General features: G+C 39.0%; 23 protein-coding genes and 1 pseudogene. 17 read left to right on the top strand and 7 right to left on the bottom strand.

Annotation, left to right across the window (positions count from 1 at the left end; translation table 11 throughout):
* Positions 1-57 precede the first annotated feature (57 nt).
* The 3 genes from ACIFPW_RS04235 to zwf form a co-directional block, all read right to left on the bottom strand.
* Positions 58-633, bottom strand: a complete 576-nt coding sequence (locus tag ACIFPW_RS04235; protein ID WP_430242251.1) for a hypothetical protein — start codon at positions 631-633, stop codon at positions 58-60.
* Positions 634-717: 84 nt separating this feature from the next.
* Positions 718-1,341: a cyclase family protein gene (locus ACIFPW_RS04230; RefSeq protein WP_194221068.1), complete on the bottom strand. Its 624-nt coding sequence runs from the start codon at positions 1,339-1,341 to the stop codon at positions 718-720.
* Positions 1,342-1,515: 174 nt separating this feature from the next.
* On the bottom strand, positions 1,516-3,009 hold the full coding sequence (gene zwf / locus ACIFPW_RS04225; protein WP_194221069.1) for a glucose-6-phosphate dehydrogenase: 1,494 nt from the start codon (positions 3,007-3,009) through the stop codon (positions 1,516-1,518).
* 395 nt (positions 3,010-3,404) lie between these two features.
* On the opposite strand from zwf, the gene ACIFPW_RS04220 reads away from it, so the two are divergent.
* The 6 genes and pseudogenes from ACIFPW_RS04220 to ACIFPW_RS04195 all read left to right on the top strand — a co-directional run bounded on the left by ACIFPW_RS04220 (position 3,405) and on the right by ACIFPW_RS04195 (position 9,435).
* The gene (locus ACIFPW_RS04220; protein ID WP_430242249.1) at positions 3,405-4,019 is read left to right on the top strand and encodes a hypothetical protein; all 615 of its coding nucleotides are present in this window, start codon (positions 3,405-3,407) and stop codon (positions 4,017-4,019) included.
* Positions 4,020-4,140: 121 nt separating this feature from the next.
* Positions 4,141-4,671 (top strand): DUF420 domain-containing protein, encoded by a 531-nt coding sequence (locus ACIFPW_RS04215; protein ID WP_194221071.1) that lies wholly within the window; start codon positions 4,141-4,143, stop codon positions 4,669-4,671.
* 226 nt (positions 4,672-4,897) lie between these two features.
* Complete coding sequence (gene deoD, locus ACIFPW_RS04210; protein WP_430242248.1) at positions 4,898-5,608, top strand: purine-nucleoside phosphorylase; 711 nt, start codon at positions 4,898-4,900, stop codon at positions 5,606-5,608.
* 149 nt (positions 5,609-5,757) lie between these two features.
* Positions 5,758-7,230 carry a spore germination protein gene (locus ACIFPW_RS04205; RefSeq protein WP_430242246.1) on the top strand — a complete coding sequence of 491 codons (1,473 nt, stop codon included), beginning with the start codon at positions 5,758-5,760 and terminating at the stop codon, positions 7,228-7,230.
* Between the two features lie 27 nt (positions 7,231-7,257).
* A pseudogene (locus ACIFPW_RS04200) lies at positions 7,258-8,345 on the top strand (GerAB/ArcD/ProY family transporter).
* On the top strand, positions 8,335-9,435 hold the full coding sequence (locus ACIFPW_RS04195; protein WP_430242244.1) for a Ger(x)C family spore germination protein: 1,101 nt from the start codon (positions 8,335-8,337) through the stop codon (positions 9,433-9,435). Before ACIFPW_RS04200 ends, ACIFPW_RS04195 begins: the two are co-directional and overlap by 11 nt.
* On the opposite strand, the gene ACIFPW_RS04190 is transcribed toward ACIFPW_RS04195, so the two are convergent.
* Positions 9,436-10,053, bottom strand: a complete 618-nt coding sequence (locus ACIFPW_RS04190; protein ID WP_430242242.1) for an NAD(P)-dependent oxidoreductase — start codon at positions 10,051-10,053, stop codon at positions 9,436-9,438.
* Positions 10,054-10,315: 262 nt separating this feature from the next.
* On the opposite strand from ACIFPW_RS04190, the gene ACIFPW_RS04185 reads away from it, so the two are divergent.
* Complete coding sequence (locus ACIFPW_RS04185; RefSeq protein WP_430242240.1) at positions 10,316-11,521, top strand: M20 family metallopeptidase; 1,206 nt, start codon at positions 10,316-10,318, stop codon at positions 11,519-11,521.
* 19 nt (positions 11,522-11,540) lie between these two features.
* A complete protein-coding gene (locus ACIFPW_RS04180) occupies positions 11,541-13,388 on the top strand; it encodes a helix-turn-helix domain-containing protein (protein ID WP_430242239.1) in 1,848 nt (615 codons plus the stop codon).
* On the opposite strand, the gene ACIFPW_RS04175 is transcribed toward ACIFPW_RS04180, so the two are convergent.
* Complete coding sequence (locus ACIFPW_RS04175) at positions 13,389-13,673, bottom strand: hypothetical protein (protein WP_430242237.1); 285 nt, start codon at positions 13,671-13,673, stop codon at positions 13,389-13,391.
* 284 nt (positions 13,674-13,957) lie between these two features.
* On the opposite strand from ACIFPW_RS04175, the gene ACIFPW_RS04170 reads away from it, so the two are divergent.
* Positions 13,958-14,809, top strand: coding sequence for an MHYT domain-containing protein (locus tag ACIFPW_RS04170; protein WP_430242235.1), 852 nt, complete (start codon positions 13,958-13,960; stop codon positions 14,807-14,809).
* Positions 14,810-14,837: 28 nt separating this feature from the next.
* Positions 14,838-15,737: an ATP-binding protein gene (locus tag ACIFPW_RS04165; RefSeq protein WP_430242233.1), complete on the top strand. Its 900-nt coding sequence runs from the start codon at positions 14,838-14,840 to the stop codon at positions 15,735-15,737.
* Between the two features lie 79 nt (positions 15,738-15,816).
* Here ACIFPW_RS04165 and ACIFPW_RS04160 read toward each other — a convergent pair whose 3' ends face one another.
* A complete protein-coding gene (locus ACIFPW_RS04160) occupies positions 15,817-16,044 on the bottom strand; it encodes a helix-turn-helix domain-containing protein (protein WP_430242231.1) in 228 nt (75 codons plus the stop codon).
* Entirely contained in the window at positions 16,019-16,507 is a 489-nt protein-coding gene (locus ACIFPW_RS04155) for a universal stress protein (protein WP_430242229.1), read from the bottom strand. The genes ACIFPW_RS04160 and ACIFPW_RS04155 overlap by 26 nt, the downstream gene beginning before the upstream one ends.
* A gap of 395 nt (positions 16,508-16,902) precedes the next feature.
* Here ACIFPW_RS04155 and ACIFPW_RS04150 point away from each other — a divergent pair, with 395 nt between their 5' ends.
* The 7 genes from ACIFPW_RS04150 (at position 16,903) to ACIFPW_RS04120 (ending at position 23,965) form a co-directional block, all read left to right on the top strand.
* Entirely contained in the window at positions 16,903-17,832 is a 930-nt protein-coding gene (locus ACIFPW_RS04150) for a metal ABC transporter solute-binding protein, Zn/Mn family (RefSeq protein ID WP_430242227.1), read from the top strand.
* A gap of 20 nt (positions 17,833-17,852) precedes the next feature.
* Positions 17,853-18,608, top strand: a complete 756-nt coding sequence (locus tag ACIFPW_RS04145) for a metal ABC transporter ATP-binding protein (RefSeq protein ID WP_430242224.1) — start codon at positions 17,853-17,855, stop codon at positions 18,606-18,608.
* 12 nt (positions 18,609-18,620) lie between these two features.
* Positions 18,621-19,988, top strand: a complete 1,368-nt coding sequence (locus tag ACIFPW_RS04140; protein WP_430242222.1) for a metal ABC transporter permease — start codon at positions 18,621-18,623, stop codon at positions 19,986-19,988.
* On the top strand, positions 19,985-20,869 hold the full coding sequence (locus ACIFPW_RS04135; RefSeq protein WP_430242220.1) for a metal ABC transporter permease: 885 nt from the start codon (positions 19,985-19,987) through the stop codon (positions 20,867-20,869). Before ACIFPW_RS04140 ends, ACIFPW_RS04135 begins: the two co-directional genes overlap by 4 nt.
* Positions 20,870-21,257: 388 nt before the next feature.
* Positions 21,258-22,097 (top strand): DUF1206 domain-containing protein, encoded by an 840-nt coding sequence (locus tag ACIFPW_RS04130; RefSeq protein ID WP_430242218.1) that lies wholly within the window; start codon positions 21,258-21,260, stop codon positions 22,095-22,097.
* 20 nt (positions 22,098-22,117) lie between these two features.
* The gene (locus ACIFPW_RS04125) at positions 22,118-22,447 is read left to right on the top strand and encodes a thioredoxin family protein (RefSeq protein ID WP_430242216.1); all 330 of its coding nucleotides are present in this window, start codon (positions 22,118-22,120) and stop codon (positions 22,445-22,447) included.
* 129 nt (positions 22,448-22,576) lie between these two features.
* On the top strand, positions 22,577-23,965 hold the full coding sequence (locus ACIFPW_RS04120; RefSeq protein WP_430242214.1) for a M48 family metallopeptidase: 1,389 nt from the start codon (positions 22,577-22,579) through the stop codon (positions 23,963-23,965).
* Positions 23,966-24,020 lie beyond the last annotated feature (55 nt).

Here is a 24,020-nt window from a genome sequence, read left to right as displayed (position 1 = left end):
AAGTTAAACAAAAACCGCTAATCACTTCCTTAAGGGAGGGTTAGCGGTTTTTTACTTTCAGTTTTTAAATTTATATACCATCTTTTTACCAACTTGAATGAATCGCAATAGACCGACAATGAGTATGAGTAAAAAACTAGCATAAATGAGTGACCATTTGATTGAGGTGAAGAACGGTGCAGCCCATGAAATGAATGGGAACGTAGTTGGATAAAAATACATCATAGCAGATGTTGAAATGTTTTCTAAGTAATCAAATAGAACACCGAAAGAGGGGAGTAAGTTTAGAAGTAGCCAATTTTCGTTGGAAATAGTTCGAAAGAGAACAGTAATCGATGTGGTTAAAAAGAACCAGTAAACGAGTGGCCAAATAATATCAAAGCTAAAGCGCTCTTTAATGTAATAGCTTCTCCCGCTTTCTCCATATTGCTCTGCAACGCTATAAAGCTTTTCAGGAGTATAAAAGAAAGAGCCATCAGGAGAATCACTTGTCCTAGTGACTTTATACGATCTTTCCGATACTTCAGGAAGAATAAATGCGAGGAATAAGGCGAAAATGACTACAGAGAGAAACCAAATACTTGGAGTCAATCGAGAACTTAACTTTCTAGAAAGATAAAGTAGGGACTTCATGAAAACCCTCCATATTATCAGTATGGGTATCTCAATCACAGAAGATAGTATGAAAGCCAGGGATTCACCCTGGCTTTCTTTGTACTATGCTTCTTTTAATCCTTCAAACAATAAAACGCGAGCAGGTGATGCATCAGTTCCCTGAAGTTTTAAAGGTGCAGCAACCATGAAGTATTCTCCAGCGGCCACGTCTTTTAGGCGTAAGCCTTCCATGATGATAACATCCTTTTCGAATAAAGAGCGGTGTGTAGGGTGCTCAGGCTGACTACGTTCAATACCAAGACCATCTACGCCAACCCCGCGAATGTTTCGCTCTGCAAGGTAGCGTGCAGCGTCTTCACCAACGAAAACAAAGTCAAAGTTAAATTCCTCTTCGAAAGAGTTTTGTGATTTGAAAAGGATAAAGTCTCCTTCTTGGATGTCTTCAGCTTCAATATCTTTATCAGATATCGCACCTTTTACATTGGTGACGTCGATTACTTTGGCTTTTCCAACAAGATCTTCTTGATTAATTGATTCAATCGTTGCGCCATCATTCATCATATGAAGCGGAGCATCTACGTGAGTGCCCGTATGTACATCAAGAGATAGACGAGACTCTGTTACATGGCCATTCGTCGTGGTGTTGATTTCAGGCTGTTTTTCTTCCTTGTTCTTATAAACGGCCATTCCATTAAAGATAGGTGCACTTACATCATACATTTTCATTAAGAAACACTTCCTTTCAAATAGTAGTGTATATGATAAAGAAAGATACGTGAAGCACGTATCTTTCTTTTGTCATTTTGAATCAATTGCGACGAATCGCAGAAACTACGATGTTTGTCGAATAGGAACACAAAGAGCGTGTTCAATTTATAGAGTTCCAGTGTCTCGATTACTTTACTCTTTCGGTAGGGGCCACCAGTGTAAGTTATCATTTTCAAGAAGTTTATCTGCTGCTTTAGGTCCCATAGATCCAGCCGGGTAGTTCGGGAAGTCTTGTTCTTTCTCGTTAGCCCATGTCACGGAAATAGGGTCAATGAACTGCCATGAGAGAGCTACTTCATCCCAGCGAGCAAAGTTTGTTGCATCCCCACGCATCACGTCATGAAGCAAGCGTTCATATGCTTCAGGGGAGTTCATGTTGTTTTCTTGATCGTTATTGAAATTCAACTGGATCGGTGTTGTTTTACGCATATCGCCTGTATCTTTGGCATTCAAGTGAAGCGTAATGCCTTCTTCAGGTTGAATGTGAATGACCAGGATATTCGGTCCGAGCTTGCCACTTTCATTCTTATAAAGGTTCATTGGCAAGTCTTTGAACTCAATCAGAATTTTAGTAGATTTATTTGTCATTCGTTTACCAGTGCGAATATAGAATGGAACACCAGCCCAGCGGAAATTATCAATCATTAGCTTCGCTGCAACGAATGTTTCTGTATTTGATTCTTCATCCACATTATCTTCTTCACGGTAGCCTGGTAATGTCTCTCCATCTACTTCGCCTTGTTTGTATTGACCGCGAACGAAGTAGTCATTTACTTCTTCCGGTTTAACTGCACGAAGCGCGCGAAGCACTTTAACCTTCTCACCGCGAATCTCTTCTGTTGAGAGGCTGACAGGCGGTTCCATCGCTAGAAGTGAAACCATCTGTAGGACATGGTTTTGGACCATATCACGTAGAGCGCCAGATTTTTCATAGTATCCACCACGTGTTTCGACACCAACCGTTTCACTAGAAGTAATCTGGATATTTGAAATGTGGCGACTGTTCCAGAGTGGTTCAAACATTGAGTTGGCGAAGCGAATCGCTTCGATATTCTGCACCATTTCTTTTCCAAGATAGTGATCGATACGATAAACTTCATCTTCAGAGAACACTTGGCGAATTTCATCATTCAGCTTTTGAGCTGATGGGAAATTGTGGCCAAAAGGTTTTTCGATAACGAGGCGATTAAAGCCGTCACCATCTGTTAAACCTTCAGAGTCTAGATTTAATGCAATTGTTCCAAAGAATTCTGGAGCCATCGCCATATAAAAAATGCGATTTCCTGGAATATTAAATTTCTCATCAAGCGATTGTGTTAATTCATTTAATTCCTGGTAAGATTCTTTCTTCGTAACATCAAATGGTTGATAGAAGAAGTGACTGCTAAATTCTTCATGCTTGTCATCTTTATCCATGCATGCTGTATGTATAACAGAGTCATGAACATTTGAACGGAATTCTTCATTAGTAAGTTGTCTTCTTGCTACTCCAACAACAGCGAAATCCTCTGCAAGTACTCCCTTGCAATAGAGGTTATAGAGTGATGGAAATAGCTTGCGTTTGGCAAGATCTCCTGTTGCACCGAAAATCACGATAACAGAAGCCTGTTTTGATGGTTGATTCATCTTTGTGACCTCACTTTTTGATTATTGCTGTTCCAGAGGGAACTTATGGAAGGAACAGTGAATTCCTTAATTCATCAGTAAAGACTGTTAATGATAAAACGTCTGCTGAAATTCTATCGATCCCGTAATAGAAGATATTACCGGGTTCCCAAGTAAAAATTTTATAGCTTTTTCGCGTTAAAATCAAATTGTGTGATTGAAGTTACAGTAGGATTTTGAAAAATAAATATAATGGTATATGGCTGTAAGCGATACCAAGCTGATTCCTTTGCGGAAAGGTGTGTGCAAGGATTTTGAAGGGAAGATTCGTAAATTTTTTTGAAATAGAATGAATGGATTCAATTACGGCGAATATAGTAGGTAAGTGATTGAGAAGAAAAGGGAGGATGAGTACAATGCTTAAAAAACTGGTCATCTTCTTCCTGCTTATTGCTTTCAGTATTTCATGTTCAACTGTTGAGGAGAAGTCTCAAGATTCAGGAGAAGTGGAAGCAGAGCGCACAGAATCTGTTCAAAGTATCGTAATGAAGCAAGGGTATAACGTGTTAAATGCGATTAAATCGAAAGATGGCAAAGAGCTTTCTAAATTTGTTCACCCAAAAAAAGGTGTGCTATTTTCTCCCTATGGAACGATAGAAGTAAAACGAGCTCAAGTGTTTATGCCAGCTCAACTAAAAGAGTTCTTTAAGAACTCTAAGCAGCTTGAATGGGGAACAGAAGCAGGAAGAGGCGATCCCATTCGTTTATCGCCTGAGGAATATTTTAATGCATATGTATACGATGTAGAATTTAGCGAGACGGAAATCGTTACGTTTGATGGCATTCATCGGGAAACAAATAGCATACAGAATATTAAGGATGTGTTTCCGGAAAGTCACTATGTAGAATTTTTTGTGCCCGGATCGGAAGAATTCGAAGGAATGGATTGGAAAAGTCTTAAATTGGTATTCTCTGAATATAACGGACAATACTATTTAATTGGAATTATTCATGATCAATGGACACCTTAATGTGAACAAATCGTGTCACGAATTTGAAATTTACGTGTGAGATGTACCTCATTGGTTGCTCAATCCGAGAAACTTTCTTATCCTTAAAAGGTAGATTATTGTGATAAGGAGAAGAAATCTAATGAATGATGTTAAACAACGGAATTATACACCATGGATTGTCGGGCTATCAATTGCAGTGAATGTGCTCGTTGTTGTCCTTTTTTTCCTACCTGAGTATAGTGGTGACGTAGGATTTGATATTACGCTGCTCCCTTTGCTAAATGCTGTTTTTAATAGCTTTACATTTGTTTTCTTAGTAGCAGCGCTCATTTTTATTATGCAAAAGAATATTAAAATGCATAAGCGGTTTATTTTTGCTGCTTTTACAACAACGGCACTCTTTCTCGTTTCATATGTGACGTATCATGGGCTTTCTGAATCCACTTCGTTTGGAGGAGAAGGCATCATCGTTCCCATTTACTTCTTTATTTTAATTACGCACATTATTTTAGCTGCCGCTATTGTTCCTCTGGCTTTAATTACGGTTACGAGAGGATTAAACATGCAAGTGGCTAAACACCGTAAAATCGCTAGGTGGACGATGCCGATCTGGCTGTATGTTAGTATTACAGGTGTTGTCGTTTACTTGATGATCTCACCATATTATTAAGGCCTTATATAAAGTCTGAAGCGTCCGCTTCGGGCTTTTTTTATGACTAAGTTAATGAGTGGGGTAAAGATTAACAACAGTATAAATAGCATTTAGTAAGCTCGCTAACCTCCTGTATAGTGTGTTTTAAGGAAGGATAGGCTACTATTATATGATTGCGTGTGGCATAAGAGCGGATCTTATGCTACTTTTGTTAGTGTACGTATTATATCAAGGAGGTACGACTATGAGTGTTCATATTGGTGCAAAACAAGGGGATATTGCGGAAACGATTCTACTACCAGGAGATCCGCTTCGTGCTAAGTATATCGCAGAGACATTCCTAGAAGATGTCGTTTGCTACAACGAAGTAAGAGGTATGCTTGGATATACAGGTACATATAAAGGCGAACGAATTTCTGTTCAAGGAACTGGAATGGGTGTTCCATCTATTTCGATTTATGTGAACGAATTGATTCAGAGCTATGGTGTTAAGAATCTTATTCGTGTTGGAACATGTGGAGCATTAAAGAAGGAAGTGCAAGTAAGAGATGTTATTCTTGCGATGAGCGCGACATCGGATTCAGGTGTGAATCGCCTTCAGTTTAACGGTATGGATTTTGCTCCTACAGCTGATTTTAATCTTTTGAAAAACGCTTACGACGCTGCAGCTGAAAAGGAAATGAGCGTTCATGTAGGGAATGTGTTTACAAGTGATTCCTTCTACCGTGACAATCCGGAAATCTTCCAGCAGCTTGCTGACTACCAGGTACTTGGTGTAGAAATGGAAACTTCTGCTCTCTATACAATTGCTGCGAAGTTCGGCGTGAATGCCTTAACGGTGTTAACCGTTAGCGACCATATCGTAACGGGGGAAGAAACGACCTCTGAAGAACGACAAACAACCTTTAAAGAGATGATGATTATTGCCCTTGAAGCGGCATTAAAACAAAAATAAAACGAGAAGAAGACGGCTAATAAAAAGCTCGTCTTCTTTTTTTGTTTTCATTTAGCATTAATTGCTTTTGTGACTCATTTATCCCAAGAAATGCATATTTCATACGTTATCTCCAAAAGCTAGAACTAACGTATGAGGGGGGATTTACAATGGTTAGAAGGAGAACAATCAAACGACTTCATAAATTGAAAGAAATGGATCAGCAATCGGATAACCAACAAAACAACAAAACCACCCTTAAAGAGCTTATTTTAGATAACTTCAGCGATTGTGATGACCTTGTTCATCGAACTTTCCCGGAGCTAAGCATTTCAATTATTTATTTCCTGCATTTAGTTAACGATCAACTGCTGAAGATGGAGTTGCTTGAACCCCTTTACCATGCTTCTGAAGAAGCTTCTCTACCTTTCCTTAGAAGATCGAACTTTCACAAATCAGATGATGAGAAGAAGCTAATTGATGGCATTTTAAAGGGAGAGGCTGTTGTTTTTCATAAAGAACAAGCTTATTTAATTAATATTTCTGGACCAAAGCAGCGTGAAATTCAGCCTTCCGAAACGGAAACAACGATTACAGGACCACATGAAGGATTTGTGGAGAGCAGTGAAATCAATCTCTCTATGATCCGAAGACGTGTGAGAAGTTCACACTTAAAGATTAATGAAATTCCAGTAGGTGAAGTGGCAAAAGGAAGCGTCTATGTTCTTCATATTAAAGGAATTGCAAATGATGAAATCGTTCAAGATTTGACTAATAGGATTGAAAAAATTGAAATTGATGCCGTTTATGATTCACATATTCTTACTCAATTAATTGAGGATCAGCCTAATGCGCTTTTTCCGCAATTTATGTTAAGAGAAAGGCCGGATGCGATTGCAGCAGCACTTGTAGAAGGAAAAGTCGTCATTGTTATGGACGGTAGTCCTGCAGTGATTATTACCCCTTCAAGCTTCTTTGACTTCTTTCAAACGGGTGATGACTATTACCAAAGGTGGATTACTGGAACGGCCACAAGACTACTGCGCTTTGGTGCATTCATGATTACGATTGGATTTACCGCCCTATACGTTGCCGTCACATCCTTTCATTATGAAATGATTCCACAGTCACTTCTAACAACTCTTGCCGGTTCAAGAAGCAAAGTACCATTTGATCCTTTATATGAAGCGTTAATTATGGAAGTTACTCTGGAATTTTTACGTGAAGCAGGTGCTCGCCTGCCTACAAAAGTAGGACAAACGATCGGTATTGTAGGCGGTATTGTCATAGGGCAAGCGGCTGTTCAGGCTGGTATTACAAGCAACGTTCTCATTATTGTGGTGGCAAGCTCTGCCATTGCTTCTTTTGTAGTTCCAAGTTATGTAATGAGTGCAAGTATCCGTCTAACGCGGTTCGGTTTAATTCTACTCGCAGGATTACTTGGCAATCTCGGAATCGTGATTGGATTGACGATTCTTGTGATTCATTTAAGTAGCTTAACGAGCGTTGGAGCACCATATTTAGCACCCTTATCCCCATTTTTCAAGAAAGACTGGGGCGACTTCTTATTAAGGGCTCCTTACTCATTAATGAAAACGAGGCCAGCTATACCGAGAAGTTCAAATAAGAAAAAAGTGAAGTAAGTAGCTGATAGAAATTGAGGGATATTAATGTCGGAAAAAATAGCGCCATTCCACCTCGCCATCCTGATTTATATGATTCAATCAGGTGTAACGCTATATAAATTACCTCGAATGCTCGCGGTGAGTTTCGGAACAAACGGCTGGGTTATGATTCTCATTATTTCCCTCATTGCTGGATTAAACATCTTTCTCGTTTCTCTTGTGAATCGTTTTCGGAGGGGAGAGAATGTATTTGAAATTATGGAAGGGCTTGTTCCGCAAAAGGTTCTTGCCCCTTTTTATGTCATATTAGCGCTTATATGGTCAATTCTCCCTCTTCTTGTAGGAAAAGACTACATGCTCATCACGCAAGTCCTTGCTTTTCAAAATACCAGTTTGCTGTTGCTGTATAGTATTATCTTGCTCCTCGCCTTATATCTTGTCGTTAAAGACATTTATACAATTACGAAAACAACAACCGTTTTCTTTTTTTGACGATTTGGATGACGTTTATGCTTATTTATCATATTCCTTATTCTTCTTTGATGCGCTTAACACCATTTATCTTTAAAGATGGGAGTAATCCTATTCAAGGACTGATCGAGGTCTATACTGCCTTCTTAGGTTTTGAAATTGTGCTCTTTCTCTTTCCTTATATTGATCAAACAAAGCCTAAATGGTTTCGAAGTGTTTATGTTGGACATGTAATTACAACAGTTGTCTATGGGCTTACATGTTTCGTTTCATTTATGTATTTTTCATTTGATCAGCTTAAATTAACTAGTTTTCCAGTGCTGAATTTGATTGCTTATATTGAAATCGAGCTTATTGAGAGGATTGAAAGTCTTGTTTTCAATTTGTTCTTAATGAAAATTCTTATAACCGTCGTTATGTATTTATGGGCAGCGAAGCTCCTGCTCAATAGAGCAATACCTGCTATTAATGAAAAGTGGTGTGTATTCATTCTCATCTTTGTGGCTTATTTGATCACGTTAAAGGTGGATGTAGCATACGAGCTAGCGCCCTGGCTATTAATTTTTGGATTAGCAGCTGCAGGGATTGCATTTGGGCTTCCTATACTATTGCTCGTAACGCTTTGGATCAGAAGTATAAGGAGGAAACGACATGCGGAATAACAAAAAGCTATGTATTGTTATCTTAGCCATGATCGTTCTGACAAGTTGTAATGACAAGAAAGTAATTGAAGACCTGGCGATTATTAGTATGATTGGTTTTGATCGAATAGAAGGGGAGGAAGGAAAGTTAAAAGTAACGGCTTCATTCCCCGATTTATCAAGTGAGACATCCCAGCAGGACGAAATCATTGATACGGTAGCCAATTCAAAAAAAGAAGCTGAAGATCTTCTCTCATCCAAAACGAGGCAACAGGTTGTCAATGGACAAATTCATTCAATCATAATAGGAAGAACACTTGCTGAAGCAGGGGTCAGTCGTGTCATTACATCGATGGAACGAGATCAGGAAATTGGTTCACAAGTGAAGCTTGTCATGGCGTTTGGAGAAGGGGAAGAGATCATTAAGACAGATGTCGAACCGGATGTAGGTAGCTATGTTGACAAAATGTTAAAAACGGAAACGGATAAATTTACGATTCCAGAGATGGACATCTTTCATTTTTCAAGAGATTACTTTGATGACGGCATTGATCCGGTCGCCCCTCTTTTTAGCAGAGAAGATGATGATCTAGTGTTAATGGGAACTGCTCTTTTTCGAGAAGATAAGTATGTAGCCCATTTGGATTTACTTCAGTCAAAGGTTTTTTTATTTCTTCTTGGAAAAGTAAAAAGTGGGGAATTAACGATTAAAATTCCGGATGGTGATAACATCCGCAACCTTCACTTTGATTATATTAAGAGTAATAGGAAAATTAAGGTTGTTAAAAGTAATGGTAAGGTTGATCACATTCTAATAAATGTGAAGATGCGTGGCTCAGTCATTGAGGATACAGGAGCAAAAGAAATTTCAAGTACTAACGAAACTAAGAAAATTGAAAAGGTAATTGCGGAACATATTGAACGTGACGCGGAGGGGATTCTTAAAGTGTTAAAGGAAAATCAAACGGATAGTCTTGGACTAGGGCAATATGTAAGGCATTCACTATCATATCAAGAATGGAAAAACCTAGATAAACATGAATACCTTGAAACAATACCTGTATCAGTAAACGTTGATGTGACGATAAAAGATACAGGCATGTCTCAGTAATTAGTAAGCAATCCCCACACGTTTACAGGAGTGATTGCGATCGAAGAGTTCCTTATATACAAAAGCAGCCGTGTCTGCGGTTGATATTTCACGACCACCATCAGGAAGATATTCTTCTTCCACGCGATATTCTCCTTTTGCCGGGCCATCTGGCAAATAAGTAGGACAGATGATTGACCAGTCCAGATCGCTAGCAGAGAGCATTTCATAAACAGAAAGATGTTCCCTTGCTGCTCGCGTTGTCTTTCGTTTAGACTCAGAGGATTCAAAACGATAGAGAGTTGGTTCGACTCGGCTATTAAGTATGCCAGCTGTTCCTACGGTGATAATCCGATTAATCTGTTGATTTTTCATCACCCGTATTAAAATCGGGGTACTATCTGATAACGTTGTTGTTTTATCAGTACCAAGTGCACTAACGATCACATCAACACCCTTGGCAGCTTTTTCAACGACGTCTTCATTGAGAACATCCCCTTCGACAATCGTAAGGTTACTATTTGTAGGGAGCTTCTCAGGTGATCGTGCTAAAACAGTCACCTGATGCCGATCGGAGAGAGCTAATGTAAGAATGTTGCTTCCGACTCGTCCTGTTGCCCCTAAAATCAATATATTCATCTTGACTCTCCCTTCTAATACTATTCATTTTAAAAAAGGAATGGCTCTATTGCAACTAACGATATTCATGGAATGACATTATTCCGCACTGGTATTTTTGGTGATTTAATGAGAATACAGCGCTTACATTGAAGAATCCTTTATATTTCACAATAGATTTCTGATTTCTACTTATAAAGTTCAGAATTTTTGTTAAAATACTCGTAACGTAATAAGAGAGTGAAGTTTATTTTGTTTTAGATAGAGGAGAGGGGAATGAAACATGAGAAAAGCGCTTTTTGAGAGATTAGAAGATTTAGTACCACAAATGATTGACCTAAGAAGAGATCTTCATCAGAATCCTGAATTGTCATTCCATGAAGTTCGAACACCTAAACTAATTGCAGATTTCTACGAGGAACTTGGCATGGACGTTAAAATAAATGTCGGTGGCAGAGGAGTAGTGGCTTCTTTAGAAGGTGCAATGCCAGGAAAGACAGTGGGCTTACGTGCTGATTTTGATGCCCTTCCAATCAATGATGAAAAAGAAGTACCCTACAAATCCACTGTTCCAGGTGTAATGCATGCGTGCGGTCATGATGGTCATACATCAACGCTTCTCCACTTAGCAAAAGCACTACATGAGCAAAAAGATCAATTAGCAGGTCGTGTCGTCTTTATTCATCAATTCGCTGAAGAGATTACACCTGGTGGAGCAAAGCCAATGATTGAAGACGGGTGCCTAGAGGGAGTGGATGTTCTTTTTGGAACACACCTTTGGTCTGGATTCCCAACTGGAACAATTGCGTATAAACCAGGACGCATTATGGCTGCTGCTGACTCTTTTGAAATTGTGATCAAAGGGAGAGGTGGCCATGGGGGTATCCCACATGAGGCGCTTGATTCAATTGTGATCGCCAGTCAGTTGGTTGGTAATCTCCAACAAATTGTCAGCCGGTTTATCAATCCTTCAAGTACAGCAGTCATCTCTATCGGTTCATTTCACGCAGGTTCCGCTTTCAATGTTATTTCAGAAACGGCAACATTGAAAGGGACGGTTAGAACCTTTGATCGAGATGTTCGCGAGAAGATCATCGGGTATATGGAACAAATGATTAAAGGCACGTGTGAGAGTAGCGGGGCAGACTATACATTTAGTTATGACAGAGGGTATCCTCCTGTAGTTAACCATGAAAAAGAAACGATGATGTTGAAGGAAGCTGCAGAAAGAGTAGCTGAGGTGAAAAATGTTGTAGAAACAGAAGCTTTAATGATCGGAGAAGATGTCGCTTATTATCTAGAAGAGGTTCCCGGAACATTCTTCTTAACCGGGGCAGGTAATGCTGAGAGTAAATCGACGTATCCTCATCATCATCCAATGTTCGATATCGATGAGAACGCTATGTTGATTGCTGCCAAAACGCTTGGGGAAGCAACGTTAGCTTATCTTGAGCAACATCGTTATGAGACGGAAGAGGTTAACACTTAAAATAAAAGGAGTGAAATGGATGGCGAGGGGTTTACTTGAGAATGAGGCAGAACTTAGCAAAAGGCAGTTGCATTTACTTATGCAAGTTTCAACAATCTTTAACTCATCACTAGATTTCTATTCTGTCATTCAGTCTGTTATAGAAGAAGCCGTCTCAGCCATTGATGCAGCTGATGGTGGTGTGCTTTTTCTATATGATAAAGAACAAAAAGGTTTGAAAGTGGCTGGGTCGACAGGGTTTCGAAAGAAGACGGTCAATGAAGTTATGCTCCGTTCAGGTGAGTCGATGACAGGTCTTGCATTTGAGAAAGAAACCACTTTGCACTTCAAAACAAGTGATGAAGTCGAAAAAGCTATGGGAACGATGTCTCATCAAAATGCTAGCCTATATTACCAATCTGCACATGAGCTACCGCTGAGTACGATTTGTATCCCGGTTAAAAAAGAAGGTACTTGTACAGGGGTCATAGTGCTCGACCGGTTTAATGGGGGTAAAGGATTTACAGAAGATGACATCCGACTTGTGGAAGCTATTTCTTCACAGGCGGCTATTGCACTAATGAACGCGAATTTGTATCAAAACAAAGAAGCTTCTTTACAGAAGTTAAAGCAATTTAATCAAACAGTGATTCACCAAAACGAGAGTCTATCGATATCGGTAGATACACACCAGGCACTATCTGACATAGGGATGAATGAAGACTCGTTTCAAGAAATTTGCACGTATCTCACAAAGTCTATTGGAAAGAGCGTAGCCATCTATGATCCATTTGGAGAGGTGAAGGCTTCTAGTCAGATTGATTGGAAGGCAGAAAAAAGCTTACAAAGCATTATTCTTAATCATTTGAGTACCATTCAAAATGAGACAAATGAGTTAGAAGTTGTGCAAACAGATGAAGATTCTTTACTTTTTCCTCTTGGCCGATTGTCATTTCCACTCGGTTATCTCGCTATTCTTTCTGAAAAGCTTCCACTTACAAGGTTTGAGCAGTCAGCCGTTTTTCACGCATGTACAGTTGCGGGTCTTCAGCTAATGAAAAAGGAATCGGAGCATAAAGAACAACAGCGTTTAACTGGAGAATTACTCATCCATCTACTATCGCCACAAGAGGATGAAGCGGATTTAAGTTACCTTGCAGGACGTTTGAAGACAGGATTAAATGGTTATTTCACAATCGCTTTAATCGATGTACCTCAGGAGTTTGAACAAGGACGTGAGGAATGGTTTAGAAGATGTATTCATGCATCTATTAAACATTTACTAGAGAAAAATCATCAAAAAACTGTGCGTGTTACAGAGTGGGGCCGTCAAATTGTCTTGCTGTTCCATCAAGATGATGAGAAAGGCATCGAATCATCAATTCTCACTGTTAATCAGTTCATCCAAGAATTTAATGAGTTAATCTCGTCTGTTACAACTGAAAAAATTTGCAGAATCGGAATTGGAAAACCAGTTAGAGGAATCCGTGCCATTGATCAATCTTTTCAAGAAGCGAAGAAGACGATTAAATTTCTAAAGCGATTTACGTTCGCGGGTTATTCATCTTGGTATGGAGAAATCGGGGCGCTTCGACTCCTGTTAAACAATAAAGAAGAAGATCTAGCAAGCTATGCGCTTGAGTATCTCTCTCCGTTGCTAGCTTATGAAAAACGTCGCAAAGGAGAGCTCTTTCAAACTTTATTTGTTTACTTATCGACCGGACAAGATTTAAAAAACGCTTCTGAACAGCTCCATGTTCATGTCAATACAATGAACTATCGAATTCAACGCATACAAGAAATACTAACGATTAATTTTAATGACCCTTCAGACCTTATGAATATCCAAGTTGCCTGTAATATTTATCGTTATTTATTTGAAGCCTAGTTATTCATCGTCTGGCTGAAGATACGGGCGAAGTTTTCGTACGTATCGTCGAATGTCGAATAAGAGTTTGGTTTGTAATTTCTTTTCTTCTTCGAAAATTTGGATATGAGAGATGGATGGGAAAGATCCGTGTTCATTGAAACGAACGGGAATAAGCCCTGTCTTTAACAGTTCACCACTTTCTCGATTGATAAATTCCACTTCGACGTTCGCTTCAAGCGTGTTGGGTATGTGATGGTCTTGTAGTCGCTTAACTTCCTGTACTTTAAATAATATTTGCGGCATGTAAGATCCTCCTTCCTTTCCCCCATACCCTTTTTTGAAATGAATTAGCCATAAGATATGTTTGTAACAGCCTGCCCTTTCATGCAGGCTGTTTTTATTTGGAAACTTTCTTGAGCAGATTAAATGATAGGGAAATGAGATGGGAAAATTGTATCATCTAAGAAAATGTGGAAGGAATTTGAAGATGAATGTCTAATGACTACTAATAGTGAAAGGAATTACTTGCACTTGAACTGATTTTGTTATGGAAAACGGAGTGGAGCGTATCATGGAAGACCTCATCTATGAATTTCATTTTTTTTCTTATTTTGATTTCGATTTTAATGGTAGTTAGCTATACTTATACAGCTTTTGATTTTCATGAGAAGGCTTACAATATGACGCATTCATATCGACAGCTATGGATATTTGGCAGTGCATTAGCAATGGGGGCAGGGATTTGGATTCTACAGTATCTTGTACTGTTAGGGATTTCAACAGCCGACTCAACCTTTTACAATCCATGGTTTGTTATCATTACTTTAGTTATTCCTATTGTTGGATCACTCCTGTCATTCAACATCATTTCATCAAAAAGACAATTGAAACAGTTGGTAGTGGCAAGTTTCTCTCTCACCATTGTTTTGGTCTTTTTGCAATTGCTAACATCTGTCTATTTATTAGGAGAGATTTATCATTTGACGGATTGGTGGAAAATTGTCATTCCAGGTTTGATCGCCTTCATTTCGACAGTTTGTAGTTTTTGGTTAGTTTATGGTGTATCAAATGAAAAACGGAACTCCTGGGGGAAATTATCAGGGGCAATTGTATTTGGTCTAGGTACTCTCGCCGTTCATTATTTTACGATGATTTCCTCGGCTTCAAATTCAAATTTTAAAATAGAAAGCTACAGTGAAAATACGGTGTTGCAGTATCTTGTTTTGATTGGCATATTCATTATTTCTGTTTTAACCTTAATTAGTGTGATTCGAGGTCAAAAGTTAGAAGAACAGGCCACACAACTTCAAGAGAGCGAGCGGAAATACCTCTCACTCGTCGAAAATAGTCCCGATGGTATCATGGTACTAGATATCAGTGGTCAAATACTAAATATGAACCCCGCTTTAGAAAAAAATGAGTGGCTACTCATCGAATAGCACAAGTAATAAAACGAGTTTTCAATTCGTGGATCAGCGTTACTTAAAGCAGACGTTAAATTGTTTTGAAAGAACGAAAGAAGGTATTCCGCAAAAGTGTGAATCTGCCATTGTTCATCGAGAAGGTCACTCGGTTCATGTGAAGTTAATTTCCATTCCTCATATGGTTCATGGAAAAGTACAGGGTGTTATTGTCATAGTGGAGGATATTACAGAATTTAAAGAAACGGAAGCACTGCTAAGACGCTCAGAGAAATTAACAGCGGTAGGAGAGCTCGCTGCGGGAGTTGCACATGAAATAAGAAATCCACTTACTTCTTTAAAAGGCTTTGCAACATTAGTCTATAGCTCTTCTGAAGACGATAAATCAAAAGAGTTTCTTCAAATCATGTTATCGGAAATTGATCGCATTAATTTCATAGTGAGTGAATTTATGCTCCTTGCAAAACCTCAAGAGAAAGAGTTTGGAGAAAGTGATCTTATTTCGTTGCTTCAGCACGTAGTCGCCCTTCTTAAATCCCAGGCAATCCTGAAAAACATTGTTATTCGAACACAGTATGAGTGTGATCACTTTCCTATTTTAGGTGAAGAAAATCAGCTAAAGCAAGTGTTTGTCAATGTTGTGAAAAACGCTATTGAAGCGATGCCTGATGGTGGCACTATCTTTGTAAAAGTAAAAGAAAATGAGAAAAAAGAAGCGGTTATAACGTTTGTAGATCAGGGTGTAGGTATCCCAGAGCACCAATTGCCAAGGATCGGCGAACCATTTTATACGTTGAAGGAGAATGGGACTGGACTGGGACTAATGGTTAGTTTTAGCATTATTGATAACCATAACGGGAGAATGCGCTTAACAAGTGTTGAAGGAGAAGGAACTACCGTCGAAGTGATCCTACCAGTTTATGAAAATAAGCTGGTGAATGTTTGAAGAAATAGAGTTAGTACAAATGAAAAACGCTAGCAACTTGCTAGCGTTTTTTCTCGTTTTTTAATAAATAGCTATCCTTTCATGTATCGGCTTTTTCTAACTGCTCAATTGTTTCCTTTTCAAGAAATTCAGAGGCTGGAATATCTAATGCTGTTGATATTCTTAGGAGTGTTTGAACGTCTGGCTGATAACGATTTTCTTCTATTTTCTGCATAAGCCCCGCCCCAATCCGTACTTTCACCGCTAACTCAGAAATGGATAAATTGGCTTCCAAACGGTGCTTACGTATTTTGTCTGCTGTGTTCATCTTTCTCAACCTCCTCAGAAAGTACTTTGCTGCCTCTTACAACAAATACATCACATGTGGCGTGACGAGTAATATGTTCAGAAACGCTGCCCATAAGCAATCTTTCTACGCGATTCATCCCTGTTGCTCCGCAAACAATTAAATCTATCTTATTTTGTGGAGCGATCTTTCTTGCAATTTTTGCTTTCGGGGATCCATATTCAATAACTGTATCAACATTCGAAATTCCTGCCATTCGTGCTTTTTCTTCGTACTCCTTTAATAGACGCTTTCCAAAGTCTTCTGCTCGTTCCGTTGCGATATCGTAAAGTTCAAAAGTTGAGAAATTTCTCGTATCAATGACATGAGCAATCAGTAGGGAAGCCTGGTCTTGAATCGAAAGTTCTACAGCTTTGGAAAAAGCAATCTCGGCTGAATCAGAACCGTCAACAGCAACAAGTATGTTTGAATGCTTTGTGCTCATTCTAATACCCTCCCAATAGAAACTTTATTTCTTAGCTTTATTGTATAGCGTCTCATTTGTCATTACTGTGAGATATATCACTATTATGATGAAAATATTCTATATCAAGGAAAAACTGCATAAACTTAAGTTGACAAAACTGCATTCATGCGATAGTTTTGTGCTAAGGAAACATTTGTGGTTAGAGGAATATTGACTAGCTGATATGAGAAGTTTAAAAATTTTTGTTTACAATTTGCCTTAGGGAAAGAAATGTTTATCTGGTAAAAAACAAAGACGTTAAGCAAATGTTTTTCGTTAAATTGAAATGGATAAGCACCTTACAGAAACAACGCCCATACGTTAGGTAAAGGGAAATGGTTCCGGTATAACTAGAAAAAGAGAGGTTGGTAAATGTGAAAAAGTGGTTAGGATTTGTTTTCGGTGCAGGATTATTTTTGATCGTGATGTCGGGGTGCAGTAGTACTGAGACAACCAAAGACGGTGAAGGAAAAATTAACGTGACGACAACAATCGGGCAAATTGGAGACATTGTAGAAAACATTGGTAAGGACCATGTGCAAGTCGATTCCTTAATGGGTCCAGGTATTGATCCTCACTTATATAAGGCCTCACAAGGAGATATTAATAAGCTATCGAATGCAGATATCATTTTCTACAATGGTCTTCATCTAGAAGGAAAAATGGGCGAGATATTTGCGAAAATGAAGGGAGAAAAACCAACCTATCCTGTTGCAGAAGCTATTCCTGAAGAGAAGCTATTAATCACTCAGGGAAGTTCAAAAGCCGTTGATCCTCATGTGTGGTTTGATATTGATTTATGGAAATATGCTGTGCTAGAAGTTCGCGAAGGATTAATTGAATATGATCCCGAACACAAGGAAGATTATGAGAAAAATGCAGAGGAATATTTAGAAGAGCTAACTAAGCTACAAGAAGAAGCACAATCAAAATTGAATGAAATCCCAGAAGAGAGTCGTGTTCTTGTTACGGCCCACGATGCATTTCAATACTTCGGTCAGGCATATGGCATGGAAGTGAAGGGGCTGCAAGGATTAAGTACAGATTCAGAATATGGGCTTAGGGATGTTCAAAATCTTGTGAATGTATTAGCAGATCAAAATATTAAGGCTGTATTTATTGAAAGCAGTATCTCAGAACGTTCGATTAATGCAGTCGTTGAAGGAGCAAGAAAAAAAGGTCATGAGGTTGAAATAGGTGGCGAATTGTTCTCAGATGCGATGGGTGAGAAGGGTTCACCTGAGGGGACGTATATAGGTATGTATCAACATAACATTGATACGATTGTGGAAGCGTTGAAATAGGATAAGAAGGAGGTAGGGATATGAATCCAATTAATGTATCAAATTTAACGGTAGCCTATGACCGTAAGCCTGTACTTCAGGAAGTAACGGTTGAAATGCCAGAAGGAAAGTTAATAGGCGTTGTTGGTCCAAATGGTGCTGGTAAATCAACGTTAATCAAAGCTATTTTAGGGTTAATTCCAACAGCCTCGGGATCTGTAGAAATTTACGGAAAATCATATCGTACTCAGCGAAAACTAGTTGGTTATGTACCACAGCGAGGATCAGTGGATTGGGATTTTCCTACGAATGCTCTTGATGTCGTACTGATGGGAAGATACGGGCACATCGGCTGGTTTAAGCGGCCTGGTAAGAAGGATACTGCTATTGCTATGCAGGCGCTTGATAAAGTGGGCATGAAAGAATATGCAAATAGGCAGATCAGTCAACTATCAGGTGGTCAACAACAGAGAGTGTTTCTTGCAAGAGCCTTAGCACAGGATGCAACAGTTTATTTCATGGATGAACCATTTGTTGGCGTTGATGCTGCTACTGAAAAAGCGATTATCTCACTTTTAAATGAGCTGAAGGCACAAGGGAAGACCGTCCTTGTTGTTCACCATGATTTGCAGACAGTGAAGGAGTATTTTGATTGGACCCTTTTGTTAAATAAAAGAAAAATTGCGCTCGGTCCTACAGATGAAGTATTTACAATTGAAAACTTACAAAAAACATATGGTGGAAGACTATCATTTCTTGATTCTGAGGTCAGCACACCATTTGTAGTTCAACCTTAAGGAGGGAGAATAATGTTAAATGAGCTCCTCCTAACGCTACAGGATGCAAATACACAGTGGGTGCTATTTGGTACAATTCTTCTTGGAGTAGCAAGTGGTGTCCTCGGTAGTTTTGCCCTTCTTAGGAAACAAAGCTTAATCGGTGATGCTATGGCGCATGCAGCACTTCCTGGGATTTGCATTGCATTTCTACTTTATGGAACAAAATCGATTGGCTGGTTTTTAGTAGGTGCTGCGATATCTGGCTTACTTGCAACCTACTTTATTCAAGCTATTATTAACCATTCACGTATTAAAGAAGACACCGCGATTGGATTAGTACTCTCAGTGTTTTTTGGGTTTGGAATTGTCTTATTAACTAAAATCGCTCAATCTGAAAATGGTAACCAGAGTGGTCTTGATGACTTTATATTCGGTCAGGCAGCATCGCTTGTAGGAAATGATGTTCGAGTTATTTCGGGAATTGCAATCGTGCTTCTCGTGATCACCTGGCTACTTTTTAAAGAATTGAAGCTATTTACCTTCGACCGCCAATTCGCAAAAGGAATTGGATTACCTACAGGGTTTCTTAATGCCTTATTGATGACACTAATCGTCAGTGCAGTTGTGATAGGTTTACAAGCAGTGGGAGTTATTCTAATGGCCGCTATGCTCATTACTCCTGCAATATCTGCAAGGTATTGGACCGATCGACTTGATCGGATGGTTATAGTAGCGGGAACAATTGGTGCTTTATCAGGAATTCTTGGCACGATATTAAGTTCTATGGCAAACCGACTTCCGACAGGCCCCGTCATTGTCATTGCAGCAACGGTTATTTTCTTAATTTCTCTCGTTTTTGCTCCAAACAGAGGGCTTTTATCGAAAGGTTTAAAATTGTATCGTATTCGTAAAAGTGTTGCTAAGGATACCGTTTTTCAAACGATGTATGATCTTTCTGAAGAAGTTAGCTTATCCACTACGAATTTTGCGTTCACTATAGCTCAGCTTGAAGAAAGAAGAAAAATGCCACGTCGCAAACTAGAGTCGATTCTACATCAGCTTCAAAAAGAAGGATACGTCTTCCAGCCAGTGATCGGCAAATGGCGCCTTACTGAGTTAGGTGCTTATAAGGCGCATGAAATTACAAAGAACAATCGACTATTCGAAATCTACACAATGTATGAAATGAAATTTGCTCATCTTCAATCAAAAACAAACGATGAGTGGCATTATAAAGAGATTCCTCCAACAGCCGTAGAAGATCTTACTCGATTAATGGATGTTCATGAACGGGCGCTTAAGTTAAACCCGGCTCATTTTGCTAGAGGAGAAAAGTATCATGTCAAAGCACCTTCTCAAAGCACAAAAAAGCGTAAGAAGGAGGTGAATTCCTCATGAGTTATGGAGCATGGATTATGCTTACAGGTTCTTTAGTGGGAGTATCGTGTGGGATCATCGGGTGTTTTTTAATATTACGTAAAATGGCGATGCTTGCTGATGCGATTAGTCATACCGTTTTGCTAGGTATTGTATTGGCATACCTCGTAAGTCATTCACTAGAAGGAATCTATATGCTGGTTGGTGCAGGGATCATAGGTCTATTGACTGCTTTTTTAGTGCAGGTCCTTCATTCAAGCGGTGTGCAATCTGATGCCGCTATCGGTGTAGTGTTTACTTCCCTATTCGCATTCGGAGTTATTCTGCTGTCAGCTTTTGCTAGTAAAGTACACCTTGATGTTAACCACGCCCTTATGGGAGAGATTACCTTTATTCCGTGGAATACGTTAACAATAGGTGGAGTGGACCTTGGACCTTCTGCGGTCTGGATGCTTGGAAGTGTTCTGGTGATTAATCTTATTTTGATCCTCACGTTTTATAAAGAGATTAAGATTAGCTCGTTTGATCCTGCAATGGCTACGGCTATTGGTATTCCAGTGATGTTCATCCATTACCTACTTATGTCGATGGTTTCAATCACGACGGTTGCTTCTTTTGATAGTGTTGGGGCTATTCTCGTCGTAGCCATGCTTATTGTACCGGGAGCTACAGCATATTTATTAACAGATAAATTACTTGTTATGTTAATCATCAGTGCAGGTGTTGGCGTAGTTGCAGCGATCGGTGGTTATTATTCCGCGGTCGCTTGGAATATTTCGATCTCAGGTTCTATGGCATCGATTGCTGGAATGATATTTGCGATCACATTTATCCTTTCACCGAGACACGGTTTATTATCTAAAGTCATAGCAAGGAAAGGAATTATCGCAGATCAGCCTTAATCATTTAACGCGATGAATCGCAAAAGAAATGATTCAAAACTATATGAAAATTATGTGATCTGTAGTATAGTAAAGAAATGCGATAGCTTGTGTCCACAAGACTATCTCCTCAATTAGTAGCCCTGTAAGCGAATGCTGGATTCGCTTACAGGGCTTTTTTTAATTGAGTGAATTTTTTCTGTCATCATCTTGATTTCTAGAATAATGATACATTCGAGGGAATGCTTCCTCAAACGTAAAGTAAGGATTTAACGGATTCACGAAGTGTACGAAATTCAACTTTCCTATAAATGGATAAGCAGAATCGTAATCTTTTAGGTTGAAAGTAAGCATTAGTGGGAATAGAAAGAATGGATAAATGATATGAAAGAATGGAAGGAGATTAACAATGGACACTGGTACTGCGGCGAAACACAAAGCAAAACAAGCATCAAATGATGTGAAACCATGGATAAGAGGATTAGCAAGAATGGGGTATGCAGCCAAAGGAGTTGTTTACTTAATCATTGGGATCTTAGCTCTCCAGGCAGCATTTGGGCCAGGAGGTAAAACGACTGATTCAAAAGGTGCTTTCGCTACTATTGCAGGAAAGCCATTTGGTGAAGCACTTCTATGGGTTCTCATAGTTGGGTTAATCGGTTATTCCGTATGGAAAGGTATCCAGGGAATTAAGGATCCAGATCATTATGGTAACGATACAAAAGGCATATTAATTCGAATTGGATTTGTTGGCGCTGGTATTATTCATTTATTTCTTGCTTATAATGCGGTTTCTATTATTACAAGAGCGGGAAGTTCATCTTCTGGCAGTAAACAATCAATGTCTGCTAAATTATTAGGACAGCCGTTTGGTCAATGGATAATTGGATTTATTGGATTATGCTTAATTGGTTTTGGTATTTATCAGGTTATTCGTGGGTACAAGAAATCCTTTATGAAACAGCTTAAGCAGTATGAAATGCACGATCAAGAAGAATGGTGGGGCAAACGTGCTGGACAAATCGGACTTGCAGCACGAGGTGTTGTCTTCACGATGATGGGCATATTCTTTATTCAGACAGCGATTACTGCTAACCCTGATAAAACGAAGGGGCTCGATGGAGCGCTTTCAGAATTAGCTCAACAACCATATGGTGCTATCTTGCTTGGATTAGTTGCCATTGGATTTATCGCTTACGGCATTTTTATGTTTGTAAAAGGGAAGAATAGAAGAATGCAAATTTCTTAATTTATGGAGTATTGAAGAAGGTGAATCAACTGAATCAGACGACACTTGAAGAAGCAAGAAATGGAATTAAACAGAATCGTATGTACTTTTTGTACTTGTATGGAACAAATTGCTCTGTATGCCATGCTCTTTTGCCTCAAGTTGAGGAAGTATTAGAGGATTTTCCACAAATTATACGAGAGAAGTTAAATGTTCATGAAATTCCAGAAGCAGCAGGCGCCTTTTCTGTTTTCACCATCCCCGTACTTTTGTTATATGTGGAAGGAAAGGAAAGCATTAGAGAAGCGCGATTCGTTAATATTGACTCCCTTCGTTCATCGATCAATCGAATTGTTACGATGTTAGATTAGCCGAAAAACACTCATTAAGAGTGTTTTTTTGTTTTATCTTTATTATGAGTTGAAAAACCATATACAGGAGAATGGAAAATTCAGTATACTGAACATAATCCAATGTGAAAGGAAATATGTGAAGTACGAATGAATGACTCGAAGCAGTTAACAACCACTTCAGAAACATCTCTATTTATTGTTCTCCTTGTCTTTAGCATACTTACTTATGTAGTTCTGTTTTTCTCAGTAATTGGAATGGCGATTATTGGCGTTTTATGGTTTATATCTTTTTTTAGTCACGGCTTGTTTATAGGAAACATTCGTAGTAATGGCGTTAAAATAACGGGATACCAGTATTCACATATCGATCAGAGAGTACGTGATTTATGTGAATGGATGGAGATCGAGAACGTTCCAGACGTTTATGTGATTGAGTCGGCAGGCATGCTGAATGCATTTGCAACAAGGTTACTCGGTAGGAACATGGTCATTCTTTATTCTGATATTTTTGAGTTAATTGAAGAAAACGCTGAAGAAGAAGTTACGTTTATTATTGCTCATGAACTCGCCCATATTAAACGAAATCACATTTTAAAACAACTTCTGCTTTTACCTGGAAATGTGATTCCGTTTCTTGGATCTGCTTATTCTAGAGCGTGTGAATATACGTGTGACCGAATGGGAGCTTACTACATAAATAGTGGCGAGAGGGCAGCAAATGGTTTGATTATTCTTGCCGTTGGAAAACGGCTATACCAGAGTGTGAACAAAGACGCTTATATAACACAGCTTCAATCTGAGAAGAGTTTTTTTGTTTGGTTAAGCGAATGGCTTTCAACTCATCCCCCTTTACCGAAAAGAATTGCTGCTGTAGAGTCGTTTATGGAACTGAGGGAAAAGACTCCATTTCCTGCTCCTCGTAAAAAATTAGTAATCCTTTCACTAATTATGCTTATGCTCTTTATCGGTGGAATAGGAACAGCCGTAATGGCAGTAGAAGTTGTTATTCCTTCGATCTCATCAGTATTCGAAGATGAGCTTGCGTTATATGACGAGGCTACTGGCGTGACACCTCTTATGGAAGCCATAATTAATGAAGATGATCTCGCCTTTCAGTCTCTTATAGATAAGGCTGATCTTGAAGCAACTGACTCAGATGGCTGGAATGCTTTACATTATGCAGCTGAGCATTCAGAAAATGATAAGATGTTTCAAGCGCTCCTTGATCGTGAAATGAATCCAAATGCCGTTGATTTATATGGGACAAGTGCCTTAATGATTTCGGTTCAAAATGGCTATGTTTCTAAAGTGAATCGTCTATTAAAGGCAGGTGCTGATCCAAACATGGCGGACATTGATGGCTGGACGCCTCTTATTTATGCTGCTTATATGGAACCTTATAATCGGAATGAAATGTATAATCTACTCCTCGCAGCTGGGGCAAATCCCGCTATGCAAGATGAAGAGGGATATACTGCAATTGACTATGCACGAGATGCGGGAAATGAAGAAGATATAAAAATTTTGTCTCAATAATGATAGATTCATAGGAAATTTAGTTTTGTGGCACGAATGATTATTAATAATGAAA

Origin of the sequence: Pseudalkalibacillus sp. NRS-1564 (assembly GCF_050467905.1) — a bacterium.
GTDB classification, from domain to species: domain Bacteria; phylum Bacillota; class Bacilli; order Bacillales; family Guptibacillaceae; genus Guptibacillus; species Guptibacillus hwajinpoensis_B.
The sequence above is the reverse complement of the archived record's forward strand: the minus strand, read 5'-3'. Positions and strand labels throughout refer to the sequence as shown.